A 25,670-nucleotide genomic window follows, 5' to 3' on the forward strand; every position below is an offset into this window, starting at 1 on the left:
TTGTTGATTATTCGGTCGTGAGGGTCGTGTCGGTGAGATCGAGCGCTGCGATATCGCGCAGCATCGGTCCCAGCACGGCGCGCAGCCGCGTGGCCCGCTCCGTGTCATAGGTCCAGGGGGGCGTCTCAAGCATATAGCATGCTTGCGCCAACTCCATCTGGATGGCGTGGAATCCGGCCTCAGGGCGGCCGTAATGCCGCGTGGTCCAGCCGCCGCGGAACCGCCCGTTGGTAACGGTTCTGTATTCTGTAGCGGTGGTGCAGTGGTGCTGCACCAGATCCGCGAGGGCCGGCGCACAGGTGGTGCCGCCATTGGTGCCAATATTGAAATCCGGCAGGCGCCCATCGAAAAGAAAGGGAATTTCCGATCTGATTGAGTGACAATCGTAGAGGATGACAAATCCATGGCGTGCGTGCACGCGCGCCAATTCGGCGCTGAGGGCCAAATGATAGGGGGCATGATAGCCCGCAAGACGGGCGGCGGTCTCTGTCTCGGTCGGGGGGGTGGTCCAGATCGGACGGCCGTCAAAATCGGTCAAGGGCACCAGCGTTGTTGTGTTCTGGCCGGGATAGAGGCTGACGCCTGAGGGATCGCGGTTGGCGTCGATGACATACCGGTGAAAGCAGGCCGAGACCATTGTCGCGTCGGGCACCAAATCGTCATAGAGCCGATCAATATGCCAGTCTGTATCGGACAATGCGCGGCCGGTGTCATTGAGTGTGGCCTCAACTTCGGGCGGCAGGAACGTGCCGGTGTGGGGGAACGCCAAAACCAGCGGGCTGTCGCCCTGACGGACCCTGACGTTGTCGTCCTGTGCTGTGCTGGCGGCAAGGTTTTGCACTTGGTTCTTTCCTTTTTGAACGACGCGTGGCAAAAATATGATTAAGCATAATAACAGAGTCAAGTCGAAGATGAACAAAGAACAGATCATTTGGGCGCGCCAAGCCCTATTGCCGGATGGTTGGGCAAATGACGTATGCGTGACGCTGGACGCACAGGGGCGGATCGCGACGGTCACGCCGCAATCGGCCCCGCAAGGGCACAGGGTGGATACGCTCTTGCCTGCGCCGGTCAATCTTCACTCGCACGCTTTTCAGCGGGCCATGGCAGGGATGACCGAGGCGCGCGGACCCGATCCGCGCGACACGTTCTGGACGTGGCGGCGGTTGATGTTTCGGTTTCTGGAGCATCTGACACCGGACCATGCGCGCGCGATTGCCGCGATGGTCCAGATGGAAATGCTGGAAGCTGGATACGCCGCCATCGCAGAGTTCCATTATCTGCACCATCAGCCGGACGGCACACCCTATGATGATCTGGCGGAAATGGCGCAGGGGCATTGTGCAGCAGCGGAAGAAACCGGCATTGGCCTCACCCTCTTGCCGGTACTCTATCGCTATGGCGGCCTTGATCGGCGTGCCCTGGCGCCGGGGCAACGGCGGTTTGGCAATGGCCTAGACCAGTTTTCTGCGCTCTTTGATGGCGCGGCCAAGGCGGTGGCGGGCTTGGGATCGGACAGCGGCATTGGGGTCGCACCCCATTCCTTGCGCGCAGTGCAGCCTGAGGATCTGGCGTTTTGCATGGAATTGGCGGGCGACCGGGTGATCCATATGCATCTTGCCGAACAGGACGCAGAAGTGACAGAGGTCGAGGCCGCGCTTGGCGCGCGCCCGGTCACATGGCTCTTGGACAACGCGCCGGTGTCCGAGCGGTGGTGTCTGATCCACTGCACGCAGATGACACCTGATGAGACGCTGAGACTGGCGCGCAGCGGGGCTGTGGCGGGTCTCTGCCCGATCACCGAGGCCAGTTTGGGCGATGGCATCTTTGATGGCGCTCGGTATCTGGCGCAAGGCGGGCGATTCGGTGTGGGCAGCGATTCCAACATCCGTATTTCGCTGGTCGAAGAACTGCGGGGGTTTGAATATTCGCAGCGGTTGCGGGATCGTGGTCGCGCGGTTTTGGCCACGCCCACACATTCTACGGGGCGAGTGCTGTGGGATGGGGCGGTGGCCGGGGGCGCGCAGGCCGCCGCGCGTGAGACCGGGGCGATTGCACCGGGGTTGTGGGCAGATATGCTGGCGTTGGACAGCCAGCAGCCGGATCTTGAGGGACGTTGCGGTGATATGACACTTGATACGCTTGTTTTTGCGGGGGATCATCGCGCCATCGGCCATGTCTGGGCCGCCGGACGACATGTCGTCAAGGACGGTGCGCATGTCAATCGCGACAGGATCATCGCGCAATTCCGGCATGTGCAACACCAGTTGCAGGCGGTGGTATGAGCGATGCTCCGCCCCGCTTGGAATGGACAGAGATCCGGCGCGATCTCTTGGAACGCATTCAAAGTGGTATCTGGAAGCCCGGCGATAGCATCCCGCGGGAGGTGGAATTGGCGGTGCAGTATGGCTGCACCCGTTCGACCGTGGGGCGGGCGCTGCGCGATCTTGCCACTGCGGGTTTTCTAGAACGGCGGCGCAAGGGGGGCACCACGGTATCGGCCAATCCGGTACGCAAGGCCCCGCTTGAAGTGCCAATCATCGCGGATGCGATCCGAAAAAGTGGCAAACTGGCAGGTTACCGGCTGCTGCAATGTCACATTGACGTGCCGCCGCGCGAGATAAGCACCCGTCTGGGGCTGGGCGCTGAGGCCGCGGTTATGTTCGTTGCGGCGCTCTATCTTGCCGATGGTGTGCCGCACCAGTTGGAGCATCGCTGGCTTGTGCCTGCGGCGGTGCCGGGGCTGAATGCTGAGGTTCTGCAACAGACCCCGGTCGATGAATGGCTGTTGCAGAATGCGCCTTTGACGCGGGCGACGATCGAGATCGAGGCAATAGGCGCGCCAGAGCCGGTGGCCGCTGCGTTGCAGATGCCGGTTGGAGAGGCGGTGCTTTTGGTCACGCGCCAAAGCTGGAAACAGGCGCGCGCCATCGGACTGCTGCACCTCTATCATGCGGCGGGGGCCAAGCTCTGCACGGCTATCTGAGGGCGGATGTCGCTTTCTGCAAAAGGGTTTCGCAAAGCTGCAGGCGGGGCCGATGCGAATGACCGACGCTCTTTGAAAAAGGAGATCGCAGATGCTTGCAGAGACAGCCCCCCGCACACGGTCTGGCGGACGCACCGCCCGACGCGCCCTTCGTCGTGCCCCGAAATTGGACATGCTGCCCGGCCTGACCCGGCAAATCCCCCTGTGTGAGGTGATGAACGGGGCGCAGGTCGAACGGATCGACGCCGCCTCGATGGATATCCTGGAGAATGTCGGCGTGCAGTTCCGCGATCCTATCGCGCTGGAGGATTGGCGTAAGATTGGGACCAAAGTGGTGGGCGAGATGGTCTATCCTGACAGGGATCTGATCCGCGATCTGATTGCCACGATCCCGTCGGATTTCACCTATCAGGCGCGTGATCCGGGTAAGAATGTGCGCCTTGGTGGACCGCATTCGATCTTTGTGCCCATGACCGGCGCGCCCTATCTGCGTGATCTCGACGATGTGCGGCGCAATCCAACGCTGGCAGACCTCGCGATGTTCCACAAGCTGAGCCATATGATGCCTGCGCTGCATTCAAGCGCGCATCATATCGTCGAGCCCTATGATCACCCGATCAGCCAGCGGCATCTGCGGATCACCTATTCATCGATGAAATACTCGGACAAGACCTTTATGGGGATGACCACAAGCCCCCGAAACGCCGAAGATGTGATGGAAATGTGCGCCATTCTCTTTGGCGAGGCATTTATGGAGCAGAACCCGGTGACGACCGGCAATTGCAACGGCAATTCGCCACTGGTCTGGGATGAGACCATGCTGGGGGCGATGCGGGCGTTTTGCCGTCGCAATCAGCCGGTGCTCTGCTCGCCTTTTGTGCTGGGCGGGGCCAATACCCCTGCGAGCGTGCCCGCCACCGTGGCACAACTCAATGCCGAGGCGCTGAGCGCGTTGGCCTATACCCAGATCATCCGGCGCGGATGCCCGGCGATCTATGGGCATTATCTGTCCACGGTGTCGATGAAATCCGGTGCGCCGATGGCGGGGACGCCAGAGATTTCCCTGATGAATTTCATGATCGGTCAGATGGCGCGGTTCTACGGCGTGCCGTGGCGCAGCTCGAACACGCTGGGCGGGGCCAAGACGCTGGATGCGCAGGCAGGCTATGAGAGCGCCACAACCCTGTCGGCGGTGATCCATGCCGGGGCCAATTACATCTGGCATTCAGCGGGCTGGAACGAGGCGGGCATGCATTGTTCGGTTGCGAAATTCATGGTCGATGCCGAACAATGCGCCATGGCCTATCGCATGGCAGAGGGGCCGCAATGGGGTGATTTCGATCAGGCATTGGCGGCGATCCCCGATGTTGGGCCGGGCGGGCATTATCTGGGCCATCCGCACACGCAGGAGAATTTCCAGACGGCGTTTTTCATGCCAGAGCTTTTCGACAACAATTCGATCGAGCAATGGGTGGCGGACGGGTCCAAGGATACGACAGAGCGGGCGCTGATCCATGCGCGCCGCATGTTGGACGGTTATATCGAGCCGCGGCTTGATCCCGGCGTGAACGAGGCGTTGCTGGAGTATATCGCCCGACGCGAGCGAGAGATTCCGGCTGCCGACGCGCTCAATCAAGAGTATTGACCACGCACTCTTGCGATTGCCCGCCTTGGTCCCGGCGTGCTAGTTTGCTGCAAATCGAGGCAGGCAGCCCCCCGGACCATGAAAAAGACGGCACTTACCAAATATGAGCGGCTTGAGGCGGCGGGCCTGTGGCGGCCCAACCCGGACGCACAGCGGCTGGATGTGGTCGTGTCGGTGGGCGAGGCGACGCTGACCATCACCGATATGCGCGACCGGGTGCAGGCCCATTGGTCGATTGCGGCGGTGGCGCGGGCCAATCCGGGGCAGCGGCCAGCGATCTATCATCCCGATGGGGATCCCGGCGAGACGCTGGAACTGGCCGACAACGAGACTGAGATGATCGCGGCGATTGAAAAGCTGCGCGGTGTTGTGGCGCGTCAGCGGCCAAGGCCCGGACGGTTGCGGCTGGTGGGGGTGCTTACCAGCATCGCGGCGGTGGCGGCGCTGGTGCTTTTCTGGCTGCCTGGTGCTGCGCGGCAGCATGCGCTGGGCGTCGTGCCCATGGTCAAGAGGGTCGAGATCGGGCAGGTCCTGCTGGGGCATTTGCAGCGGGTGACGGGGCCGGTTTGCGATGGGCCGGGCGGGGCTGCGGCGCTGGGACAACTGGCGCGGCGTCTGCCGCTGCGGTCCGGTGGCGTGGCGCAGTTTCGGGTGGTGCGGGGGGGGATCGAAGGGGCCTTGCGTTTGCCCGGTGGGGTTATCCTGATCAATACCAATCTGGTCGAGGATCACACTGAACCGGATGTGGTGGCAGGCCACATCATTGCCGCCTATTTGCGCGCCGAGGCGCATGATCCGTTGTCGCATCTCTTGGAGGAGGGCGGGCTGTCGGCGTCGCTGCGGCTTTTGGCGACGGGCGTGCTGCCGGATGAGGTGTTGCGCGCCCATGCCGAGCGGCTGATGACCGATCCACCGGAACAAGTGCCCCCCGAGGCGATGCTGGCGGGGTTTGCCCATTGGCAGGTGCGGGCGCGGCCCTATGCCTATGCCGTTGATATCACAGGTGAAAGCACAGTTGAGTTGATTGAGGCTGATCCCTTTGCCGGAACGGCCCCACCACCGCCGTTGCTCAGCGATGCCGATTGGTTGCGCCTGCAGGAGATTTGCGGCGGCTGATCAGGCGGTCACCGTATAGGGCACGTCGAACCAATGTTCCTCAAGATTGTCGCCCGCCCCAATCCGGTCCAGAACGGCAAAGAGGCCCGGCGCAGAGAGGGGGGTCAGCACCCCGTGCCATGTGCCACGATGCAGATTGATCGCCTGACCCGGTGCGGTGAGAAACGCGCGCGGTGTTCCGGGCAGGCCTTTTGTGTCGGGGGCCACGATCACCAGAAAGGCGCTCAGGCTCATTGGGATGAACGCCTGACTGCCCAGCGGATGACGTTCGACCATTTCCAGCAGGTAGGGCAGGTGCCGGGGTTCTGCATCAAACAGGCTGAGGCCGGGGCGTCCATCGTCGAAATCGAGCCGCGCACGGTCATGGAAGCGCCCGCAAAGCCCTTGGTTGATGAGCCGGTCCGGGGGGCCCGCCACCTCTAGAACATCGCCAAAGGGCGCGAATGCCGCCTCTGTCAGCGGCTCAGCCGTGATCCGCGTCATGGCAGGATGTCCCGCAGGCGCCAGAGGGCGATGCGTTCGACCTGACGACAGGCTTCGGCCTGTTCGGTGGCGTTGTCCTGATCTATTCGCCGGGCAAAAGCCGCCTTGATCCCGGCTTTGTCATGGTCGCGCACTGCGATGATGAAGGGAAAGCCGTGGCGCGCGGTATAGGCGGTATTGAGGCGCTCAAACTCGGCGCGCTCGGCATCGCTCAGCGCATCGAGCCCTGCGCCCGCCTGTTCACGGGTGGACGATGCCGTGAGCCGTCGCGCCTGCGCCAGTTTTCCCGCCAGATCAGGATGAGCGCGCAGAACGTCCGCACGCTCGGCCTCGGTCGCGCTGCGAAAGGCGCGGCAGAGGGCGCTGTGAAGGCCCGGCGCGCTGTCATGGGCCGGGCCAAGTTCGAGAGCATAGGCGCGTTCGGCCACCCATGGGGAATGCTCGAACACGCCGCCAAAGCGGGCGACAAAATCCGCGCGCCCCATCTGCGAGGGGCGTTCGCAGGTCACGGGCGGATGAGTGGCGCACCAGTGCCGGGCAATATCAATGCGCCGGGTGATCCAGACGTCGGGCTGACGGGTGACATGGTCAAGAAACCGCCTGAGCGCCATGATCCGCCCCGGTCGCCCGACAAGGCGGCAGTGCAATCCGACCGACATCATCTTGGGCGCACCCGTGCGGCCTTCGGCCAGAAGCGCGTCAAAGCTGTCGCGCAGGTAGGCAAAGAACTGATCGCCTGCGTTGAACCCCTGAGGCGTGGCAAAGCGCATGTCGTTGCAATCGAGCGTGTAGGGCACGATCAGCTGATCCCGACCATGGGCATGGTGCCAATAGGGCAGATCATCGGCGTAGCTGTCGGCCACATAGGCAAAGCTACCCTGCGCGGTCGCCAAGTCCACGGTATGGATTGAGCAACGCCCGGTGTACCAGCCTTGCGGTGCTGAGCCTGTCGCCTCGGTATGCAGGCGGATGGCCTCTTGCATATGGGCGCGCTCGTCCTCTGGCGTGGCATCGCGGTAGTCGATCCACTTCAGCCCATGGCTTGCAATCTCCCAATTGGCCGCTTGCATCGCCGCCACCTGTTCGGGGCTGCGTGCCAAGGCGGTCGCCACGCCAAAGACCGTGGCGGGCAGATCATACTCGGTGAACAGGCGGGAGAGCCGCCAGAACCCGGCGCGCGCGCCATACTCGTAGAGTGACTCCATGTTCCAGTGGCGTTGTCCGGGCCAAGGGGCCGCTCCCACGATTTCGCTCAGGAATGCCTCTGAGGCAGCATCACCATGCAGCAGGCAGTTCTCGCCGCCCTCTTCGTAGTTGATGACAAATTGCAGCGCGAGATGCGCGCCGTCCGGCCAGAGCGGATCAACAGGCCTGGGTCCATGGCCGCGCATGTCGCGGGGGTAGCGGTCTGGCATGGGCGATCCTCCTTGATGTCATTCGGGGCTTGATCCCAGACCCGTTTCCCTAGGAGATACAGAAAACGCGATCACTGTCACGAGGGGAGGGCCAACTATGTCCGGCTATCTGACGACACATGTGCTGGATACCGCGCGCGGCTGTCCTGCGGCGGGGCTGATGATTCACCTCAGCCGGATCAGTGGCGAGAGGGTGGAGCCGCTGCGCCAGATGCGCACCAACGCGGACGGTCGCACCGATACCCCCATTCTGCCCGAGGCCGAATTCGCACCCGGCACCTACGAGTTGCTGTTTCACGCCGGAGATTACCTGCGGGCGGCAGGGGCTGAAGCCGCGTTTCTCGATCTTATCCCGATCCGGTTTACCATGACAGAGGCGTCGCATTACCATGTGCCGCTGTTGCTCTCGCCCTATGGCTATGCGACCTATCGCGGCAGTTGAGAGCTGCGCATTGGGTCTTGCCCTTGGCGTGGCAGGGGCCTAACACCGACACCCATGAAAATACTCTTTCTTGGTGATGTGATGGGGCGCGCGGGGCGGGCGGCGGTGGCGGAACGGCTGCCCAAGCTGCGCGAGGCGTGGAAACTCGATTTCGTTGTGGTGAATGGCGAGAATGCCTCGGGCGGGATGGGGCTGACGGCGGCACATGCCAAAGGGCTGTTTGACGCGGGCGCAGATTGCGTGACGCTGGGCGATCATGCCTTTGACCAGAAGGACATGTTGCAGGCGGCAGAGCGTGAGGGCCGGATCATCCGTCCGCTCAACTATGCCAAGGCCGCACCGGGACGTGGCCACCGCGTGTTTACTGACGGGCGCGGACGCAAGGTGCTGGTGGCCCAGGTGTTGGGCAATGTGTTCATGCGCCGCGCCTATGACGATCCCTTTTCAGCTATTGATGCCGTGTTGCGGGTGCATCCGCTTGGCGGGGCAGTGCAGGCCGCAGTGGTCGATATGCATTGCGAGGCGACGTCTGAGAAAATGGCGATGGGGCATTTCTGTGATGGGCGCGCCAGCCTTGTGGTTGGCACACATACCCATATTCCGACGGCGGACGCGCAAATCCTGCCCGGCGGCACCGCGTTTCAGGGGGATGCGGGCATGTGCGGCGATTACCTGAGCGTGATCGGCATGGACAAGGCCGAACCGATGCGCCGCTTTGTCACCGGGATGACCAAGGAGCGCTTTACCCCCGCGATTGGCGCGGTCACGGTGTCGGGCGTCTATATTGAAACCGATGATGCCACAGGCCGGGCCACGCGGATCGAAATGGTGCGTCAAGGCGGACGGCTGGAACAATCCGGCCCCTGAACCGGTCTGTCGCGCAACAAATCCGTGCAATTTGTCGGCGTCACCGGTCAAGGTGTCCTTTGCGTTCCGTGTGCTGACAGATGGTGCTTGCCGCGTCATTCGGGATCAGGGAAACTGGTGCGGCACCAGAAGAGGGCACAGGTAGGTGATTGAGATTCTAGGGGTGTCCCAGACAGGGCAGGCAATTTTGACGCTGGCCGTCGTGATTGCGATGTTCGTGCTCTTTGTGCGTGAGGTCTATCCTACCGAAGTGGTCGCGATTGCCGGGGTGGCGGTCCTGCTGGTGCTGGGCGTTTTGCCCTATGACATGGCTCTGGCGGTGTTTTCCAACCCGGCGCCCTGGACGATTGCGGCGATGTTCATCGTTATGGGGGCACTGGTGCGGACCGGTGCGCTTGATGCCTTTACCTCGCTCGCCGAACGACAGGCCAAGGACAGGCCGCGGATGGCGATTGCCATGCTGCTGATCTCGGTGGTGATCGGCTCTGCCTTTATGAACAACACGCCGGTGGTGGTTGTGATGATCCCTGTCTTTGTGCAGCTTGCGCGGACCTTGCACATTCCGGCGTCCAAACTGCTCATTCCGCTCAGCTATGCTGCGATCCTCGGCGGGACGACCACGCTCATTGGCACCTCGACCAATCTGTTGGTCGATGGTGTGGCGCGGGCGCAGGGGATGCAGCCTTTTACCATCTTTGAGGTGACGCCGCTCGGTATTGTGCTGGTGATTTGGGGGGCGATTTATCTGCGCTTTTTGGGTCCTTTCCTCTTGCCCGCGCGCGACAGCATGGCCGATCTTTTATCCGACCGCTCCAAGATGAAGTTCTTTACCGAGGCGGTCATTCCGCCCGAAAGCAACCTGATTGGTCGCGAAGTGACCGGCGTGCAGCTCTTTAAACGTGAGGGTGTGCGGCTGATCGACGTGATCCGGGGCGATCAATCGCTGCGTCGCAATCTGGCGGAGGTCACGTTGCAATTGGGGGACCGGGTGGTTCTGCGCACCCAGATGACCGAGCTGTTGAGCCTGCAGCGCAACAAGAGCCTTAAACGGGTCGATCAGGTTTCGGCGGTCGAGACGACCACGGTTGAGGTGCTGATCACGCCGGGCTGCAAGATGGTGGGGCGCAGTCTTGGGGCGCTGCGCTTGCGGCGGCGCTACGGTGTCTATCCGCTAGCGGTGCACCGCCGCAATCAGAACATTGGCCGACAGCTTGATGAACTGGTGGTGCGGGTGGGCGACACGCTGCTGCTCGAAGGGGCGCCCGAGGACATTCAGCGCCTCTCGCGCGAGATGGAGATGGTCGATGTCTCGCACCCCTCGGCGCGGGCATTCCGGCGCGGGCATGCGCCGCTGGCGGTGCTGGCGCTGATGGGGATTGTGGTGTTGGCGGCGCTCGGTGTTGCGCCGATTCTGGCGCTGGCGGTGATCGCGGTCGCCATGGTGCTCTTGGCGCGTTGCATTGATGCGGATGAGGCTTTTTCCTTTATTGACGGCCAGTTGCTGGCGCTGATCTTTGCCATGTTGGCGATTGGCGCGGCCTTGCAGGCCTCGGGGGCGGTGGAATTGCTGGTGGGTGGCATAGCGCCCGCGCTCTCGGTGCTGCCGGGGTTCATGGTGGTTTGGGCGATGTATCTATTGACCTCATTCCTGACTGAGCTGATCAGTAACAATGCGGTGGCGGTGGTGGTCACACCGATTGCAATCGGATTGGCGGATGCGATGGGGGTCGACGCGCGGCCCCTTGTGGTGGCCGTCATGGTGGCCGCAAGCGCCAGTTTCGCCACGCCGATCGGGTATCAGACCAACACGCTGGTTTACGGCCCGGGTGGATATAAATTCACCGATTTTCTGCGGGTGGGTATTCCGCTCAACCTCAGCATCGGTCTGCTGGCGAGCGCGCTCATCCCGTTTATCTGGCCGCTCTGAGGGCGAAAGGGCCAGATGCAGAGGGGCGTTGCCCTGTCGGCGTCAAACGGATAAAAGGCCCCAGATTTCCGGAAATGCAGGAGAAGGCACCATGGCCGGCCATTCCAAATGGGCGAATATTCAACACCGCAAGGGGCGGCAGGATGCCGTTCGGGCAAAACTTTTTTCTAAGTTTTCCAAAGAGATAACCGTTGCGGCCAAGATGGGTGATCCGGACCCGGACAAAAACCCGCGTTTGCGACTGGCGATCAAGGAAGCCAAGGCGCAATCTATGCCCAAGGACAATATCGAACGAGCCATCAAAAAGGCGATGGGGGGCGATGCGGAAGATTATGAAGAAATCCGCTATGAAGGCTATGGGCCCAATGGCGTGGCGATCATTGTCGAGGCAATGACGGACAACCGGAATCGCACCGCGAGCAATGTCCGCTCTACCTTTACCAAGAACGGTGGTAATCTGGGCGAGACCGGCAGCGTTGCATTCATGTTTGAGCGCAAGGGCGAGGTGACCTATCCCGAGAACGTCGGCGATGCCGATACGGTGATGATGGCCGCGCTGGAAGCGGGGGCAGAAGATGTGGAATCGTCCGAGGATGGCCACACCATCTGGTGTGCCGACACGGACCTGAGCGAGGTTGCCACGGCACTGGAAGAGGCCTTGGGCGAGAGCAGCTCGACCAAGCTGGTGTGGAAACCCGCCACCACCACCGAGATGGACCTTGAGGGCATGCAGAAGCTGATGAAGCTGGTCGAGGCGCTGGAGGATGACGACGATGTGCAGCGCGTCACCACCAATTTCGAAGCCTCGGATGCAGTGATGGAGCAGCTCTGATCGGTGGACAAAGCGTCCACCCTGTACGCAGTTTGTGGACGCAAGACCAACGTCAGGGAAAGAGGGCCAGCTGGCCCTCTTTTTTGTTGGTGCGGGTCAGCGCAGGGCGGGTGCGCCGAAATCTTGAAAAGATTTCGGGCCGATTTCTTTTGAAGAAATCGGGTCTGGGCCGGCGAGCCAGCGGATCGGGGCACGGTTACAGAAAATCACGATCTGCCCGGCGTTCTCGATGACCTGATATCCGCGCCGGTCGATTTCGCGCAGAAAACGGTCCATGCCTGCGAAGCGTTCAACATCGCGCGCCTTGCGACGGATCACGGCCCCCTCCTGCACCGCCTTTGAGGTGAAAAGGTCATGCAGCCAGACCTCGGGTGAGAGGGGGGAGTTGCGGTTGTGCATAATCTGACCATGCGGCACGGATGGTTAAGGCGGGGTTAAGGGGCGTAGAATGCGCGCCCTCCGCTGGCTTCTCTCGCGAGTTGGTGGGGTGACACCCACCCTACAGGGTGTTTGACGAATATTGTCTCACCGCCCCTTCCGCTTGACGTTTCCGCCCCTTTGTCCCGGCCTGCCCGCTGTAGAGCGTCCCCGCCCCTTGATCGCCTCGGCACTTGCCGCTTCGACGGCGGATTGGCGCGCCAGAGGGTCGTCGGAGATCACCAGATCCACCGCTTCCAGCCGCTTGACCTCGTCGCGCAGGCGGGCGGCCTCTTCAAACTCCAGATTCTCGGCGGCCTTGCGCATGTCGGCGCGCAGCCCGTCCAGTACGGCGGCAAGATTGGCCCCGGCGAGAGGTTTGTCGACCTTGGCGGTGACGCGGGCCATGTCGACGTCGCCCTTGTAGAGCCCTTGCAGGATGTCATCGACATTTTTCTTGATCGTGGCCGGGGTGATGCCGTGTTCTAGGTTATAGGCGATCTGTTTGTCGCGGCGGCGGTTGGTCTCGGCCAGCGCCCGCTCCATCGAGCCGGTGATGCGGTCGGCATACATGATCACGCGACCTTCGGCGTTGCGCGCGGCCCTCCCGATGGTCTGGATCAGCGAGGTTTCCGAGCGCAAAAACCCCTCTTTGTCGGCGTCGAGAATGGCGACGAGGCCACATTCGGGAATATCCAGCCCCTCACGCAAGAGGTTGATGCCGACCAGCACGTCGAACGCGCCAAGGCGCAGATCGCGCAGGATTTCGATGCGTTCAATCGTGTCGATGTCGGAATGCATGTAGCGCACACGGATGCCCTGTTCGTGCATGTATTCGGTAAGGTCTTCGGCCATGCGTTTGGTCAGGGTGGTGACAAGAATGCGATAGCCATCGGCGGCGACGCGGCGCACCTCGTCCAGCAAGTCATCGACCTGCATGTCTACGGGGCGAATTTCCACCTGCGGGTCCAAGAGGCCGGTGGGGCGGATCACCTGCTCGGTAAAAACGCCGCCGGTCTGTTCGATTTCCCAGGATGCAGGTGTGGCGGAGACGAACACGCTTTGGGGTCGCATCGCGTCCCATTCCTCGAATTTGAGCGGGCGGTTGTCCATGCAGGAGGGCAGGCGAAATCCGTGCTCGGCCAAGGTGAATTTGCGCCGGTAGTCGCCCTTGTACATGCCACCGATCTGAGGGACCGAGACGTGGGATTCATCGGCAAAGACGATGGCATTGTCGGGGATGAATTCGAAAAGCGTCGGCGGCGGTTCTCCGGGCGCGCGGCCGGTGAGATAGCGCGAATAATTCTCGATCCCGTTGCAGACGCCCGTCGCTTCGAGCATTTCGAGGTCAAAGTTGGTGCGCTGTTCAAGGCGCTGCGCCTCCAAGAGCTTGCCCTCGTTGACCAATTGATCGAGCCGGGTGCGCAGTTCCTTTTTGATGCCGATGATGGCCTGCTGCATCGTCGGTTTCGGTGTCACATAGTGGGAATTGGCGTAGATGCGGATCTTGTCGAAACTATCGGTTTTTTCGCCGGTGAGGGGATCGAATTCGGTGATTGCCTCCAACTCATCGCCAAAGAAGGAGAGGCGCCAGGCACGATCCTCAAGGTGGGCGGGGAAGATCTCGAGACTGTCGCCGCGCACCCGGAACGAGCCGCGCTGGAACGCGGAATCGTTGCGGCGGTATTGCTGCGCCACCAGATCGGCCATGATAGCGCGCTGATCATAGTTTTCGCCAAGTTTGAGGTCCTGTGTCATCGCGCCGTAGGTTTCGACCGAGCCGATACCGTAGATGCAAGAGACCGAGGCCACGATGATCACGTCGTCGCGTTCCAGAAGCGCGCGGGTGGCCGAGTGGCGCATCCGGTCGATCTGTTCGTTGATCTGGGATTCTTTCTCGATGTAGGTGTCGGAGCGGGCGACATAGGCCTCGGGCTGATAGTAGTCGTAGTAGCTGACAAAATATTCCACCGCGTTGTCGGGGAAAAATCCCTTGAATTCCCCGTAAAGCTGCGCCGCGAGTGTCTTGTTCGGGGCGAGGATGATGGCGGGGCGCTGCGTCGCCTCGATGATTTTCGCCATGGTGAAGGTTTTGCCGGTGCCGGTGGCGCCCAAGAGCACCTGATTGCGCTCGCCGTCGAGAATGCCTTGGCTCAACTCCGCAATGGCGGTGGGCTGATCGCCTGCGGGCTCGAATGTGGTGGCCAGAGTAAAGCGCTTGCCGCCTTCGAGTTTCTCGCGGGTTTTCACATCCGGGGCGGGATGGGTCAGAACCGGCGGGGTCTTGTCAGAATGGGCATAGGGCATCGGGGGTTCCTTTGGCTCGATGTCCACATTTGTTCTCTTTGACGTGGGGTTCAAGCCCCAATGCGCGCAGGCTCTGGAGGGGGTGCCTGCTGATGCTGCTGCCAGAATCGGAGCGAATCACCAATGTGATTCGTGACGCCGCGTAACGGGCCGTGGGGCCGGGTCATAGTGCCGCAGCCGTTGTGACCCGGCCCGGTTCGGGTGAGGGCGTGTCGTAAATTTGTGCGATGCGTCGTTTAAGACCTCGCAAAACGCCAGCAAAACATCGCTTGAAAATTTTTTTACAAAAAAAACGCGAGGTGAATGCAAGAAATTCACTGATCTTATGGGAGTTTGTCAGGATTTTGTTAATTTCCGCGCATTTTCCGGTAGGGTATGCCAAGGAATGCGACATCACCTGGTTTGGATGGCAGGTGGTCGTTGGGATGGAGGATTTCAAGTCATGAACGAGACAAAGACTGGTGCAGCAGCAACGGGAACCGGATTTCATATCGATTCGGAGACTTATGAGCGGATGTATGCCGCCTCGATAAGCGATCCGGTGGCTTTCTGGGGGGAACACGGAAAGCGTCTGGATTGGATCAAGCCATATACGATGGTCAAGAACACCTCGTTTGCTTATGACAATGTCTCGATTAAATGGTTTGAAGACGGCACGCTGAATGTTGCGGCCAATTGTATCGACCGGCATCTGGCGGCGCGCGGCGATCAGACCGCGATCATCTGGGAGCCGGATGATCCCACCGACACGCCGCAGCACATCACCTACAAGGAATTGCACGCGCAGACCTGCAAGATGGCCAATGTGCTCAAGTCCATGGGCGTGGGCAAAGGCGACCGGGTGGTGATCTATCTGCCGATGATCCCCGAGGCTGCCTATGCAATGCTGGCCTGCGCGCGGATCGGCGCCATTCATTCGATCGTTTTCGCCGGGTTCAGCCCGGATGCGCTGGGTGCGCGGATCAATGGGTGTGACGCCAAGGTGGTGATCACCGCCGATCACGCGCCGCGCGGTGGCCGCAAGACCAAGCTCAAGGACAATGTGAACCAAGCGCTGTTGCATGACACCTCGGATGTGAAATGCCTCGTGGTGCAGCGCACCGGCGATCAGGTGGCATGGCGGCGCGATCTGGATTTCTGGTGGCATGAAGAGGCCGAGAAGGTCAGCGCCGATTGCCCGCCCGAAGAGATGAATGCAGAAGATCCGCTGTTCATCCTCTACACCTCTGGTTCCACGGGCATGCCCAAGGGTGTGGTGCATACCACCGGCGGCTATCTGACCTATGCGTCGATGACACATGAATATATTTTCGATTATCACGAGGGCGACATCTATTGGTGCACCGCCGATGTGGGCTGGGTCACCGGGCACAGCTATATCGTGTACGGCCCGCTGGCCAATGGCGCGACGACGCTGATGTTCGAAGGCGTGCCCACTTGGCCGGATGCCGGGCGTTTCTGGCAGGTGTGCGAGCGCCACAAGGTCACGCAGTTCTATACCGCCCCCACCGCCATTCGCGCCCTGATGGGCAAGGGCACCGGGCCGGTTGAAGGTAGCGATCTGTCGAGCCTGCGCATTCTTGGCTCGGTTGGTGAGCCGATCAATCCCGAGGCGTGGAACTGGTACAATGAGAATGTCGGCAAGGGTAAATGCCCGATCGTCGATACCTGGTGGCAGACCGAAACCGGCGGCATCCTGATCACGCCGCTGCCCGGTGTGATCGACACGCCCAAGCCCGGATCGGCCACCAAGCCATTCTTTGGTGTGCTGCCCGTTGTGCTGGATGATCAGGGCAATGAGCTTGACGGAGAGACCTCGGGTGTTCTGGCGCTCAAGGATAGCTGGCCGGGGCAGATGCGCACCGTCTGGGGCGATCACAGCCGCTTTGTCTCGACCTATTTCGAGATGTTCAAAGGCTATTATTTCTCGGGTGATGGGTGCCGCCGGGATGAGGATGGCGATTACTGGATCACTGGCCGGGTCGATGACGTGATCAACGTCTCGGGCCACCGGATGGGCACCGCCGAGGTGGAATCGGCGCTGGTGGCGCATGCCACCGTCAGCGAGGCCGCCGTTGTGGGCTATCCGCATGATATCAAGGGGCAGGGCATCTATTGCTATGTCACGCTGATGGACGGGGTCGAAGCGACCGAGGCGCTGCGCACGGAACTGGGCAACTGGGTGCGTCAGGAAATCGGGCCGATTGCCAAGCCCGATGTGATCCAATGGGCACCGGGCCTGCCCAAGACCCGTTCGGGCAAGATCATGCGCCGCATTCTGCGCAAGATCGCCGAGAACGACTTTGACAGCCTTGGGGATACCTCGACGCTGGCCGATCCGTCGGTCGTGGACGAGCTTATTGCCAATCGCACCAAGGCCTGAGAGGGGATCGTTATGGACGGAACCGACACGCCCCGGAACGCCGCCAATCTGATCCTGCTCGGGCCGCCCGGGGCTGGCAAGGGCACGCAGGCCCGCATGCTGGAGGAGCAATTCGGGCTTGTGCAGCTCTCAACCGGCGATCTGTTGCGCGCCGCCGTGGCGGCCGGCACCGAGGCGGGAAAGCAGGCCAAGGCGGTGATGGAGGCGGGGGATCTGGTCTCTGACGAGATCGTCATCGCCATTCTGCGCGACCGTCTGTCCGATGCAGATTGCGCGACCGGCGTGATCCTTGACGGGTTTCCGCGCACCACGGTGCAGGCTGAGGCGCTGGATGGATTGCTGACCGAAATCGGGCAGGGTATCCGCGCCGCGATCAGCCTTGAGGTGGATGATGCGGCGATGGTGATGCGGATTTCGGGCCGCTACACCTGCGGGGGCTGCGGTGAGGGCTATCACGACAATTTCAAGATGCCTGCGGTCGCGGGCACTTGTGACAAATGCGGCAGCGACGAGATGAAGCGGCGCGCCGATGACAATGCGGAAACGGTGGAACAGCGGCTGCGTGCCTATCACGCGCAGACCGCACCGCTGATTTCCTATTACGAATCGCGCGGCGTTCTGGCCCGTGTCGATGCAATGGCCGAGATTGAGGCTGTCGCAAGAGAGCTGAACGCAATCGTCGCGAAGGCGATTGTGTAAAGGAGTGCCCGTGCCGGGATGGTCCCGGCCCGGGTTGGAGGAAGCCGTTTATAAAGGGAGGGCACGCCTTGTCCGATAAAGAAAGAGCAAACGCCTACTGGAAGGCTAATTTGCGGCTCATCAAGTGGAGCCTGGCAATCTGGTTCATGGCCTCGTTTGGATTTGGCATTCTGCTACGCCCCATGCTGTCGGGGATCGCCGTTGGCGGCACCGATCTGGGGTTCTGGTTCGCGCAGCAAGGTTCGATCATCGTCTTTTTGGTGCTGATCTTCTTCTACGCTTGGCGGATGAACAAACTCGATGCCGAATTCGGCGTTGATGAAGAATAAATAGGGGGAGGGACAATGGATCAGACAACACTCAATATCATCGTCGTCGGCCTCAGCTTCGTGCTCTACTTCGGTATCGCGATCTGGGCCAAGGCGGGATCAACGGCTGAGTTCTACGCAGCAGGTCGCGGCGTGAACCCGGTCATCAACGGGATGGCAACGGCGGCGGACTGGATGTCGGCGGCCTCGTTCATCTCGATGGCGGGTCTCATCGCCTTTGTGGGCTATAACAACTCGACCTTCCTCATGGGGTGGACCGGTGGTTATGTTCTCATGGCCATGCTGCTTGCGCCCTATCTGCGCAAGTTCGGCAAATACACGGTTCCTGAGTTCGTGGGCGACCGGTTCTATAGCCCGACCGCACGGGTCGTGGCGGTTGTCGCACTGATCACCATGTCGGTGACCTATGTGATCGGTCAGATGGCGGGTGCCGGTGTGGCGTTCTCGCGCTTTCTGGAAGTGGATAACACGACCGGCCTTCTGATTGCTTCGGGCGTGGTCTTTGTCTACGCGGTTCTGGGCGGCATGAAGGGCATCACCTACACGCAGGTGGCGCAGTATTGCGTTTTGATCATCGCCTATACCATTCCGGCGATCTTTATCTCGCTGCAACTGACCGGCAAGATCCTGCCGCAGCTTGGCCTGTTCTCGGAGCATACCGCATCGGGTCAGTATCTGCTGGTTACGCTGGACGGCCTGCTCAACGATCTGGGCTTTAACCAGTATACCTCGGGCTCCAGCCCTTGGCTGATGGCGCTGTTCACCCTGTCGCTGATGATCGGTACTGCCGGTCTGCCGCATGTTATCATCCGCTTCTTTACCGTTCCCAAGGTGGCTGATGCGCGTTGGTCTGCGGGTTGGGCGCTGGTCTTCATTGCGCTGCTGTATCTCACCGCTCCGGCTGTGGGTGCGATGGCGCGTCTGAACATCATGACCACCATGTGGCCGAATGGTGTGCAGGGCGAAGCTGTGGCGGTTGATGATCTGCCGGACTGGTTCCGCACCTGGTCGACCACTGGTCTCTTGGCTGTGGAAGACAAGAACGGCGACGGCAAGATCCAGTACTACAACGAGAAATCCGAAGCGATGACCGCATTGGCCGCCGAGCGTGGCTGGCAGGGCAACGAGCTTGTGACGTTCAACCGTGACATCCTCGTGCTGGCCAACCCCGAAATCGCCGGTCTGCCGGGTTGGGTTATTGCCCTCATCGCTGCGGGTGGTATTGCTGCGGCTCTGTCCACTGCGGCGGGTCTGTTGCTGGCGATCTCTTCGGCTGTCAGCCACGACCTGATCAAATCGACGATCAATCCGAACATCTCGGAAAAAGGCGAGCTTTTGGCTGCTCGTGTGTCGATGGCTGTGGCGATCGTGGTGGCAACCTATCTGGGTCTCAACCCTCCGGGCTTTGCCGCGCAGGTTGTGGCTCTGGCGTTCGGTCTGGCGGCAGCGTCGCTGTTCCCGACGCTGATGATGGGCATCTTCTCCAAGCGGATGAACTCTGCGGGTGCGACCGCTGGCATGCTGGCCGGTCTGCTCTCGACCACGCTCTACCTGTTCCTCTATCTGGGCTGGTTCTTTATCCCCGGTACGAACGTGTTCACCGCAGATCAGTACCTGTTCGGTATTCCGCCGACACACTTTGGTCCGATTGGCGCGCTGTTGAACTTTGGCGTGGCCTTCCTGGTGGCAAGCATGACGGCAGAACCTCCGCAGGAGATTCAGGATCTGGTTGAAAGCGTGCGTGTTCCGCGCGGTGCCAGCGCAGCCGTGAACCACTAAACACCTGTTGGACGGGGGCGGCGTAAACCGCCCCCGTTTCCTCTGACGCCTGCCGATATTTCCGGATGCCGGGTGCTTTTAGGTTCATTTCCTGTCATACTCTGAGGAGAGTTGCGCCCGATGAGCGACATCAAGCCCGATCCCATTGACAGTCTGGTACGCCATGCGCCCTTTTCCGGGTTGCCGCATGTCATGCGCGCTGATCTTGCCCACAAGCTGACGCGGTTGGTGCTGGATACAGGCGCGCTGCTGTTTGAAAAGGGTGCGCCGCTGGCGGGGCTCTATGTGGTGGAAAAGGGTGGGCTTGATATCGAGACAGGCCATGCCGATCTGGTGTCGCACCGCGTGCCGGGCGATATCATGGGCGAGCGCGGTCTCTTGCGCGATGGCAATGCGCTCTTGACGGCGCGGGCGTCTGAGCCCTCAGAATTGATCGTCATCCCAAAAGAAACATTTCTCGATCTGATCGAGCGCTCGGACGTGATTGCCCAATGGTTTGCCCGCGCGCGCCCCAGTGCGCTGGGCGACGAGGGACCCTATGCCACCGGCCTTACCGCGCTTCAGGTTTCGGATCTGATGACGGCCACGCCGATCACCTGCAGCCCGGAAGCCACGATCAAGGATGTGGCCCAGCTGATGCGGGATCATGTGATTTCGTCGGTTGTGGTGATGGACGAGGCACGGTTGACGGGGATCATCACTGTGCGGGATTTGGCCAACAAGGTGCTGGCCGAGGGGTTGGGGGGCGACATCCGCGTGGCGCAGGTGATGACATCGGACCCGGTGACGATCGAGCCGGGGCGGCTGGGTCTGGATGCGCTGATGCTGTTGTCTGACCTCAAGGTCAATCATCTGCCGGTGGCGCAGGCGGGGCGCGTGGTCGGGATGATCGGCAAGACCGATCTTTTCCGCCAACAGGCCGCCACGGCGAGCCACATGGTCGCCGATATCGCCAGCGCCGATACCGCCGAGGAAATGGCGTATGTGATGGAACGTGTGCCCATGCTCCTGGTGCAACTGGTGCAGGCGGGGGTGCGGCCACAGTCGATCACCCGGCGGATCACCGATATCACCGACGCCATCACCCGACGGCTGTTACGGCTGGCCGAAGCGCAGCTGGGCCCCGCACCCGTGCCCTATCTCTGGGCCGCCTGCGGATCACAGGGGCGGCGTGAGCAGACGGGCGTCAGCGATCAGGACAACTGCCTCATTCTTGATGACAGTGTCCAACCCGAACATGACACTTATTTCGCGGCGCTGGCCAAGTTTGTGAGTGATGGGCTGAACACCTGCGGTTTTTTCTACTGCCCCGGTGATATGATGGCGACCAATCCACGCTGGCGGCAGCCGCGCCGGGTGTGGCGCAATTATTTTACGGGCTGGATCGCACAGCCCGATACCGAGGCGCAGATGCTGGCCTCGGTCATGTTCGACCTGCGCGCAATTGAAGGCGAAACGGCCCTGTTTGATGACCTGCAGGCCGAGGTGCTGGCAAGCGCACGCAAGAATTCGATCTTTGTGGCGCATATGGTGTCGAATTCGCTCAAGCATACGGTGCCTTTGGGCCTCTTGCGTGGATTTGCCCTGATCCGGTCGGGCGAGCACAAGAATACCATCGACCTCAAGCTTTCGGGCGTGGTGCCGGTGGTCGATCTGGGGCGGATCTATGCGCTGCTTGGATCGCTTGAGGTGGCTGGCACCCGTGAGCGGATCGAGGCGGCGCGCGGCGTCGGGGTCGTGTCCGAGAGTGGCGCGCGCGATCTGCTGGACGCCTATGACCTCATCGCTGAAACCCGGTTGCGGCATCAGGCCGCCAAGATCCGGGCCGGGCGCAAGCCGGACAATTTCATGGCTCCTGCCGAGCTTTCGGATCTGGAGCGTAACCATCTGCGCGATGCGTTCATGGTGGTCAAAACCATGCAATCGGCCATTGCACAATCCAGAGGAGCACTGGGATAACTTATGTTTTTTGAATTGATCGCCACTTTTGCCGTGGGCATTGGCGCTGCTGGCATGGCCCTTGTTTTGGGGCATCTGAGCCGGGGACGCCTGCCGCGCTATGCCGCGCCAATCGCGGCGGGCATCGCGATGATCATCTATGCGATCTGGTCGGAATACACTTGGGCCAACCGCACCACGGCCACTCTGCACGAGAGTTTAGAGGTTCTGGTTTCGGTCGAAGAGTCCAAGGTTTGGCGGCCATGGAGCTATGTCGTGCCGCAAGTGACCCGGCTGATGGTGCTGGACCGCGCCGGGGTGCAGACCAACCCGGCGGCGCCGTCGATTCTGTTGGCGGATGTCTATCTCTTTGGTCGTTGGGCCCCGGTGATCAAGCACCCGCAACTGGTGGATTGCGCCAATGCAGCGCGGGCCGATGTGACCGAGGCGGCGCTGGCCGATCCGTCGCAGGCAGCATGGATGACTGTGGGCGCGGAGGATCCGCTGATCGCGGCGCTGTGCAAGTCATAACGTCAGACGTTATCGGGAGAGGAGGCCCGTCATGTCCGAAAAGACCGTTTTGCTGGTGGAGGATGAGGACAACATCGCGCTGGCGCTTGAGCATCTGATCGGGCGCGCAGGCTATCGGCTGCGCCGGGTTGCCACGGGCAATGCGGCACTCAGCGCGCTGGCTGAAGACCGGCCCGACCTTGTTGTGCTCGATGTGATGCTGCCCGAATGCTCGGGGTATGAGATCTGTCAGATGATCCGCAGCGATGCCAGACTCAAGGACATCAAGGTGCTGATGATGACCGCCGGTGGCGGAGAGGTTGAGCGCCGCAAGGGGCTGGCGGTTGGGGCGGATGCCTTTATGACCAAACCCTTTGCCACCGCCGACCTGACAGCGCAGATTGGCGAATTGCTGGCCGGGGTGGAGCATGATTGAGCGCCTGACTGCGCGATTGGGTCTCAGGCTACGGTTTGCGCTGTTTTTTGCGGTTATCGGGCTGGGGGGTGCGCTGATCATTCTGGGCGCGCTCTGGCTCGGGTATCGCCGGGCGGGCGGGCCGCTGGATGGGTATGTTCTCTCGGGTGTGATTGCGGCCCTTGGCATGCTGGGGCTGGCGGCATGGATCGGGCTGTTGTTCGACGAGAACGTCGCCAAGCCCATTCTGGCGCTGGCCTCTGATCTGACCACGCGGGCGCGCGCCGATGTGGATTTGCAGATCAATGAGGCACAGGCCAAGCATCTGAGCACACTGGCACCAGCCGCCAATGCGATCAATGCCGCCCTGAGCGAGGCCCGCGCCGCCCGCGCCCGCGCGGTCGAGCGGGAAACCGCACGCATCGCCCGTGAAAAGGCGCTGTTCGAGGCGCTGTTTCGCGATCTGGGCGAGGGGGCCGTGGTGGCCACGCCCGACAACCGGGTGATGCTCTATAACCGCATGGCGCAGGACCTCTTGGGCGATATTGGTCTGGATCGCCCCCTGTCCATGGTGTTGCGCCCGGAACCTGTAATGAATGCGCTCTCTCGGATGCAGGCGGCGCGGGTGCGCGGGCATATCGGGGCTGAGACATTTCTTGCCGCTTCGGCCGATGGCAAACGGTTTCTCTTGGGGCGCGTCAGCCCGATCCTGTCGGATGAAGAGCTGTCAGGTCACGTCCTGATCTTTCGCGACGCCACCGAGGACCTGAGCGCGCATGCGCAGCACGATCATATGTTCAACACCCTGCTTGAAGGGGTGCGCCGCCCTGCCGCCACCATTGGTGCATTGCTGGATGTGCTGCAATCCAGTGACGATCTGCCGCCCGAGGCCCGCGCGCAATTCCGCAAGGGGATCGAGGAAGAGGTGGCACGGCTGTTTGAGTGCGTCCGAGAGATGGGCGCGCAGCATGCGAATGTCAAATCGCGGCGCTGGCCGATGTCGCCTGTTGCCGTGGCGCATGTGTTTGACGGGCTGAGTGTGCAGGCCGCCTTGCCGCTCTCGGTGGCGCCCAGCGAGGCGATGCTGAGCTGCGATGGCTTTGCCGTGACCACGCTTTTGGCGGGGGTCATCGCGCATCTGTCCGAGGATGGTACCCGCGACGCCTTCACGCTGAGCGCAGAGCAGGAGGGGGACGAGACCCGGCTGATCGTCGGCTGGCAGGGCGAGGCGGTGACGGACGGGCAATTGACCGGCTGGCTCAAGGAGCCGCTCTCGACCGCCTATGGCGATTATTCCGGCCGTGATGCGCTGAGAGCGCATCAGACCGATCTCTGGGCCGAGGCCGGGGCAGGGACGCAGCGGATCGTGCTGCCGCTGGCCACGGCTGCGCCGCCGCTCGAACCGGGCGATGCGCGGCCCGAGTTCTATGATTTCAATCTGCCGGATGCGGTCAGCGGTGCGTTGGCGGACCGGCCGCTGTCGGATCTCAGTTTCGTGGTGTTTGACACCGAGACCACCGGCCTCTCGCCGCGTGGCGGTGACGAGATCGTGCAGATCGCGGGCCTGCGGATCGTCAATGGCCGGATTCTGCGGGGCGAAAGCTTTGACATGCTGGTCAATCCGGGCCGCCCGATTCCGCCCGCCTCGACGCGGGTGCATCACATCAGCGACGATATGGTGCTGGGCGCCCCCGATATTGCCGAGGCCGGGCGGCGGTTTCACGATTTTTGTCAGGGAGCGGTGCTGGTCGCGCATAATGCGCCGTTTGATCTGGCCTTTCTGCGGCTCAAGGAAAAGCTCATCGGGCGACGGTTCAATAATCCGGTGCTGTGCACGGTCCTGATGTCGGCGGGGCTGTTTGATCACAGTGGACAGCATACGCTGGATGCGCTTTGTGATCGGTTCGGGATCACCATCCCGCCCGAGGCGCGGCACACCGCGATGGGGGACACGGTGGCCACCGCAGAGGTGTTCGTGCGTATGCTCGGGCTCTTGCAGGCCAAGGGCGTCACTACGCTGGGCGGGGCGATTGCCGAAGAAGGGCGGATGACGAAAATCCGCAAGGCGCAGAATTACTGACAGGCGTGCGCGGGTGCTCTGATCCGGGACATTTTGCCCTTGGGGCTTGGCAATCATGGATCACTGACCGATATGGGGGACATGGGACACAAGATTGCGACTTGTTCATATTGTGGGGCGCGGACGGTTCTGGTGCTGGACCGGGGGCGGCACGAATTGACCTGTGCCAATTGCGGCGCGCCGTTGCATGAGATGAAGGCGATGCCAAAGCGCGATGACGCGCCTCCGCGCCCCAAGGCGCGCCCGATGCCGATTCCCCGACCGGAGTATGAGGCAGACCGTCCCACCCCGCGCCCGCGATGCAAGAGCAAGCGGCGCAAGGGGTTTGCGCAACGCATGCTTGAGGAAATCTGGGACAGGGTCGAGGATATTTTCGACTGAGATTACAGGCTGTGACAGGCTGTCGAGCTGTAGTCACAGGTATATTACAATCCCTTTTTATTCTCAGAATCGGACCTACATATGTTCCAGAGGCGCCGAACGGAACATCGGTGTTTCCAATCACTGTCCCTCGTTCCGCGACTGGCGCCCAAGTTTTAACTTGGGCGCTTTTTTCTTGGTGCGGTTTGTGTATCAGTGTGCCCATGTGTGAACCTTATAGTGATTCCCATCTGCGCGAGATCCTGACCCGCACCCGGCGTGTGGCGGTCGTCGGCGTGTCTATGAACCCTGTGCGTCCCAGCTATTATGTGGCGCGGTATCTGAGCCTCAAGAAATACGAAGTGGTGCCGGTCAATCCTGGCCATGCCGGAGAGGTCTTGTTTGGTCAACGGGTCGTGGCGGGGTTGGCCGACATCGAAGGTGAGGTCGATATGATCGACATCTTTCGCCGCTCGGAGCATGTTGGCCCGATTGTCGAGGAGGCGCTTGAGGTCTTGCCGGGCCTGCGCACAGTGTGGATGCAGATCGGGGTGGAAAATGGCAGCGCCGCCGCGATGGCGCAGGCGCGTGGGGTCGATGTGGTGATGAACCGTTGTCCCAAGATCGAATATCAGCGTCTCTTTGGCGAGTTGCGGATGGGTGGGTTCAACACGGGCGTCATTTCCTCGAAGCTGTGAGCCCAGCCGCGTCTGTTGCATTTGAGTATTTTTGGAACAGTG

23 protein-coding genes are annotated in these 25,670 nt (G+C 61.5%); 18 read left to right on the top strand and 5 right to left on the bottom strand.

Annotated elements, in window-relative coordinates:
- Nucleotides 1–7: 7 nt before the first annotated feature.
- Nucleotides 8–841: an N-formylglutamate deformylase gene (gene hutG, locus ACN0SW_RS15025; RefSeq protein WP_417728745.1), complete on the bottom strand. Its 834-nt coding sequence runs from the start codon at nucleotides 839–841 to the stop codon at nucleotides 8–10.
- A 70-nt stretch (nucleotides 842–911) separates the two neighbouring features.
- Here hutG and ACN0SW_RS15030 point away from each other — a divergent pair, with 70 nt between their 5' ends.
- The 4 genes from ACN0SW_RS15030 (at nucleotide 912) to ACN0SW_RS15045 (ending at nucleotide 5,747) form a co-directional block, all read left to right on the top strand.
- A complete protein-coding gene (locus tag ACN0SW_RS15030; protein WP_417728746.1) occupies nucleotides 912–2,285 on the top strand; it encodes a formimidoylglutamate deiminase in 1,374 nt (457 codons plus the stop codon).
- Nucleotides 2,282–2,986 (top strand): GntR family transcriptional regulator, encoded by a 705-nt coding sequence (locus ACN0SW_RS15035; RefSeq protein WP_417728747.1) that lies wholly within the window; start codon nucleotides 2,282–2,284, stop codon nucleotides 2,984–2,986. The genes ACN0SW_RS15030 and ACN0SW_RS15035 overlap by 4 nt, the downstream gene beginning before the upstream one ends.
- 91 nt (nucleotides 2,987–3,077) lie before the next feature.
- Nucleotides 3,078–4,631: a trimethylamine methyltransferase family protein gene (locus ACN0SW_RS15040; RefSeq protein ID WP_417728748.1), complete on the top strand. Its 1,554-nt coding sequence runs from the start codon at nucleotides 3,078–3,080 to the stop codon at nucleotides 4,629–4,631.
- A 78-nt stretch (nucleotides 4,632–4,709) separates the two neighbouring features.
- Nucleotides 4,710–5,747, top strand: coding sequence for a hypothetical protein (locus ACN0SW_RS15045; protein WP_417728749.1), 1,038 nt, complete (start codon nucleotides 4,710–4,712; stop codon nucleotides 5,745–5,747).
- On the opposite strand, the gene ACN0SW_RS15050 is transcribed toward ACN0SW_RS15045, so the two are convergent.
- Both ACN0SW_RS15050 and puuE read right to left on the bottom strand, forming a co-directional pair.
- Complete coding sequence (locus ACN0SW_RS15050) at nucleotides 5,748–6,230, bottom strand: ureidoglycolate lyase (protein ID WP_417728750.1); 483 nt, start codon at nucleotides 6,228–6,230, stop codon at nucleotides 5,748–5,750.
- Nucleotides 6,227–7,645, bottom strand: coding sequence for an allantoinase PuuE (gene puuE, locus ACN0SW_RS15055; RefSeq protein ID WP_417728751.1), 1,419 nt, complete (start codon nucleotides 7,643–7,645; stop codon nucleotides 6,227–6,229). The genes ACN0SW_RS15050 and puuE overlap by 4 nt, the downstream gene beginning before the upstream one ends.
- 97 nt (nucleotides 7,646–7,742) lie before the next feature.
- Between puuE and uraH the strand changes: the two genes are divergently transcribed.
- From uraH to ACN0SW_RS15075, 4 genes are all read left to right on the top strand, one after another.
- Nucleotides 7,743–8,087: a hydroxyisourate hydrolase gene (gene uraH, locus ACN0SW_RS15060; RefSeq protein ID WP_417728752.1), complete on the top strand. Its 345-nt coding sequence runs from the start codon at nucleotides 7,743–7,745 to the stop codon at nucleotides 8,085–8,087.
- 54 nt (nucleotides 8,088–8,141) lie between these two features.
- Nucleotides 8,142–8,954, top strand: a complete 813-nt coding sequence (locus ACN0SW_RS15065) for a TIGR00282 family metallophosphoesterase (protein WP_417728753.1) — start codon at nucleotides 8,142–8,144, stop codon at nucleotides 8,952–8,954.
- A 211-nt stretch (nucleotides 8,955–9,165) separates the two neighbouring features.
- Nucleotides 9,166–10,881: an SLC13 family permease gene (locus tag ACN0SW_RS15070; protein WP_417728791.1), complete on the top strand. Its 1,716-nt coding sequence runs from the start codon at nucleotides 9,166–9,168 to the stop codon at nucleotides 10,879–10,881.
- A gap of 91 nt (nucleotides 10,882–10,972) precedes the next feature.
- A complete protein-coding gene (locus tag ACN0SW_RS15075) occupies nucleotides 10,973–11,713 on the top strand; it encodes a YebC/PmpR family DNA-binding transcriptional regulator (protein WP_417728754.1) in 741 nt (246 codons plus the stop codon).
- A gap of 96 nt (nucleotides 11,714–11,809) precedes the next feature.
- Here ACN0SW_RS15075 and ACN0SW_RS15080 read toward each other — a convergent pair whose 3' ends face one another.
- Entirely contained in the window at nucleotides 11,810–12,112 is a 303-nt protein-coding gene (locus ACN0SW_RS15080; protein ID WP_417728755.1) for an aspartate aminotransferase, read from the bottom strand.
- 126 nt (nucleotides 12,113–12,238) lie between these two features.
- Nucleotides 12,239–14,437 (bottom strand): excinuclease ABC subunit UvrB, encoded by a 2,199-nt coding sequence (gene uvrB / locus ACN0SW_RS15085; RefSeq protein WP_417728756.1) that lies wholly within the window; start codon nucleotides 14,435–14,437, stop codon nucleotides 12,239–12,241.
- A gap of 442 nt (nucleotides 14,438–14,879) precedes the next feature.
- On the opposite strand from uvrB, the gene acs reads away from it, so the two are divergent.
- From acs to ACN0SW_RS15135, 10 genes are all read left to right on the top strand, one after another.
- Nucleotides 14,880–16,820, top strand: coding sequence for an acetate--CoA ligase (acs, locus tag ACN0SW_RS15090; protein ID WP_417728757.1), 1,941 nt, complete (start codon nucleotides 14,880–14,882; stop codon nucleotides 16,818–16,820).
- A 12-nt stretch (nucleotides 16,821–16,832) separates the two neighbouring features.
- Nucleotides 16,833–17,519, top strand: coding sequence for an adenylate kinase (locus ACN0SW_RS15095; protein ID WP_417728758.1), 687 nt, complete (start codon nucleotides 16,833–16,835; stop codon nucleotides 17,517–17,519).
- A 68-nt stretch (nucleotides 17,520–17,587) separates the two neighbouring features.
- On the top strand, nucleotides 17,588–17,848 hold the full coding sequence (locus tag ACN0SW_RS15100) for a DUF4212 domain-containing protein (protein ID WP_417728759.1): 261 nt from the start codon (nucleotides 17,588–17,590) through the stop codon (nucleotides 17,846–17,848).
- A gap of 15 nt (nucleotides 17,849–17,863) precedes the next feature.
- A complete protein-coding gene (locus tag ACN0SW_RS15105) occupies nucleotides 17,864–19,627 on the top strand; it encodes a sodium:solute symporter family protein (protein ID WP_417728760.1) in 1,764 nt (587 codons plus the stop codon).
- Nucleotides 19,628–19,747: 120 nt separating this feature from the next.
- Entirely contained in the window at nucleotides 19,748–21,586 is a 1,839-nt protein-coding gene (locus tag ACN0SW_RS15110) for a DUF294 nucleotidyltransferase-like domain-containing protein (RefSeq protein ID WP_417728761.1), read from the top strand.
- A 3-nt stretch (nucleotides 21,587–21,589) separates the two neighbouring features.
- Nucleotides 21,590–22,096: a hypothetical protein gene (locus tag ACN0SW_RS15115; RefSeq protein ID WP_417728762.1), complete on the top strand. Its 507-nt coding sequence runs from the start codon at nucleotides 21,590–21,592 to the stop codon at nucleotides 22,094–22,096.
- A gap of 31 nt (nucleotides 22,097–22,127) precedes the next feature.
- Nucleotides 22,128–22,511 (top strand): response regulator transcription factor, encoded by a 384-nt coding sequence (locus ACN0SW_RS15120; RefSeq protein ID WP_417728763.1) that lies wholly within the window; start codon nucleotides 22,128–22,130, stop codon nucleotides 22,509–22,511.
- Nucleotides 22,504–24,570, top strand: a complete 2,067-nt coding sequence (locus ACN0SW_RS15125; protein ID WP_417728764.1) for an exonuclease domain-containing protein — start codon at nucleotides 22,504–22,506, stop codon at nucleotides 24,568–24,570. Before ACN0SW_RS15120 ends, ACN0SW_RS15125 begins: the two co-directional genes overlap by 8 nt.
- 81 nt (nucleotides 24,571–24,651) lie before the next feature.
- A complete protein-coding gene (locus ACN0SW_RS15130) occupies nucleotides 24,652–24,951 on the top strand; it encodes a hypothetical protein (protein WP_417728765.1) in 300 nt (99 codons plus the stop codon).
- A gap of 203 nt (nucleotides 24,952–25,154) precedes the next feature.
- The gene (locus ACN0SW_RS15135; RefSeq protein WP_417728766.1) at nucleotides 25,155–25,628 is read left to right on the top strand and encodes a CoA-binding protein; all 474 of its coding nucleotides are present in this window, start codon (nucleotides 25,155–25,157) and stop codon (nucleotides 25,626–25,628) included.
- Nucleotides 25,629–25,670 lie beyond the last annotated feature (42 nt).

The sequence above is a fragment of the Roseovarius sp. genome, assembly GCF_048262375.1.
Classification (GTDB): domain Bacteria; phylum Pseudomonadota; class Alphaproteobacteria; order Rhodobacterales; family Rhodobacteraceae; genus Roseovarius.

Coding starts and splice junctions, on each gene's coding strand:
- ACN0SW_RS15080 (WP_417728755.1), bottom strand. CDS start 12,112: ATGCACAACCGCAACTCCCCCCTCTCACCCGAGGTCTGGCTGCATGAC.
- uraH (WP_417728752.1), top strand. CDS start 7,743: ATGTCCGGCTATCTGACGACACATGTGCTGGATACCGCGCGCGGCTGT.
- ACN0SW_RS15040 (WP_417728748.1), top strand. CDS start 3,078: ATGCTTGCAGAGACAGCCCCCCGCACACGGTCTGGCGGACGCACCGCC.
- ACN0SW_RS15030 (WP_417728746.1), top strand. CDS start 912: ATGAACAAAGAACAGATCATTTGGGCGCGCCAAGCCCTATTGCCGGAT.
- acs (WP_417728757.1), top strand. CDS start 14,880: ATGAACGAGACAAAGACTGGTGCAGCAGCAACGGGAACCGGATTTCAT.
- ACN0SW_RS15105 (WP_417728760.1), top strand. CDS start 17,864: ATGGATCAGACAACACTCAATATCATCGTCGTCGGCCTCAGCTTCGTG.
- ACN0SW_RS15110 (WP_417728761.1), top strand. CDS start 19,748: ATGAGCGACATCAAGCCCGATCCCATTGACAGTCTGGTACGCCATGCG.
- uvrB (WP_417728756.1), bottom strand. CDS start 14,437: ATGCCCTATGCCCATTCTGACAAGACCCCGCCGGTTCTGACCCATCCC.
- ACN0SW_RS15065 (WP_417728753.1), top strand. CDS start 8,142: ATGAAAATACTCTTTCTTGGTGATGTGATGGGGCGCGCGGGGCGGGCG.
- ACN0SW_RS15135 (WP_417728766.1), top strand. CDS start 25,155: ATGTGTGAACCTTATAGTGATTCCCATCTGCGCGAGATCCTGACCCGC.
- ACN0SW_RS15070 (WP_417728791.1), top strand. CDS start 9,166: ATGTTCGTGCTCTTTGTGCGTGAGGTCTATCCTACCGAAGTGGTCGCG.
- ACN0SW_RS15045 (WP_417728749.1), top strand. CDS start 4,710: ATGAAAAAGACGGCACTTACCAAATATGAGCGGCTTGAGGCGGCGGGC.
- ACN0SW_RS15130 (WP_417728765.1), top strand. CDS start 24,652: ATGGGACACAAGATTGCGACTTGTTCATATTGTGGGGCGCGGACGGTT.
- ACN0SW_RS15095 (WP_417728758.1), top strand. CDS start 16,833: ATGGACGGAACCGACACGCCCCGGAACGCCGCCAATCTGATCCTGCTC.
- ACN0SW_RS15075 (WP_417728754.1), top strand. CDS start 10,973: ATGGCCGGCCATTCCAAATGGGCGAATATTCAACACCGCAAGGGGCGG.
- ACN0SW_RS15115 (WP_417728762.1), top strand. CDS start 21,590: ATGTTTTTTGAATTGATCGCCACTTTTGCCGTGGGCATTGGCGCTGCT.
- ACN0SW_RS15125 (WP_417728764.1), top strand. CDS start 22,504: ATGATTGAGCGCCTGACTGCGCGATTGGGTCTCAGGCTACGGTTTGCG.
- puuE (WP_417728751.1), bottom strand. CDS start 7,645: ATGCCAGACCGCTACCCCCGCGACATGCGCGGCCATGGACCCAGGCCT.
- ACN0SW_RS15120 (WP_417728763.1), top strand. CDS start 22,128: ATGTCCGAAAAGACCGTTTTGCTGGTGGAGGATGAGGACAACATCGCG.
- ACN0SW_RS15050 (WP_417728750.1), bottom strand. CDS start 6,230: ATGACGCGGATCACGGCTGAGCCGCTGACAGAGGCGGCATTCGCGCCC.
- ACN0SW_RS15035 (WP_417728747.1), top strand. CDS start 2,282: ATGAGCGATGCTCCGCCCCGCTTGGAATGGACAGAGATCCGGCGCGAT.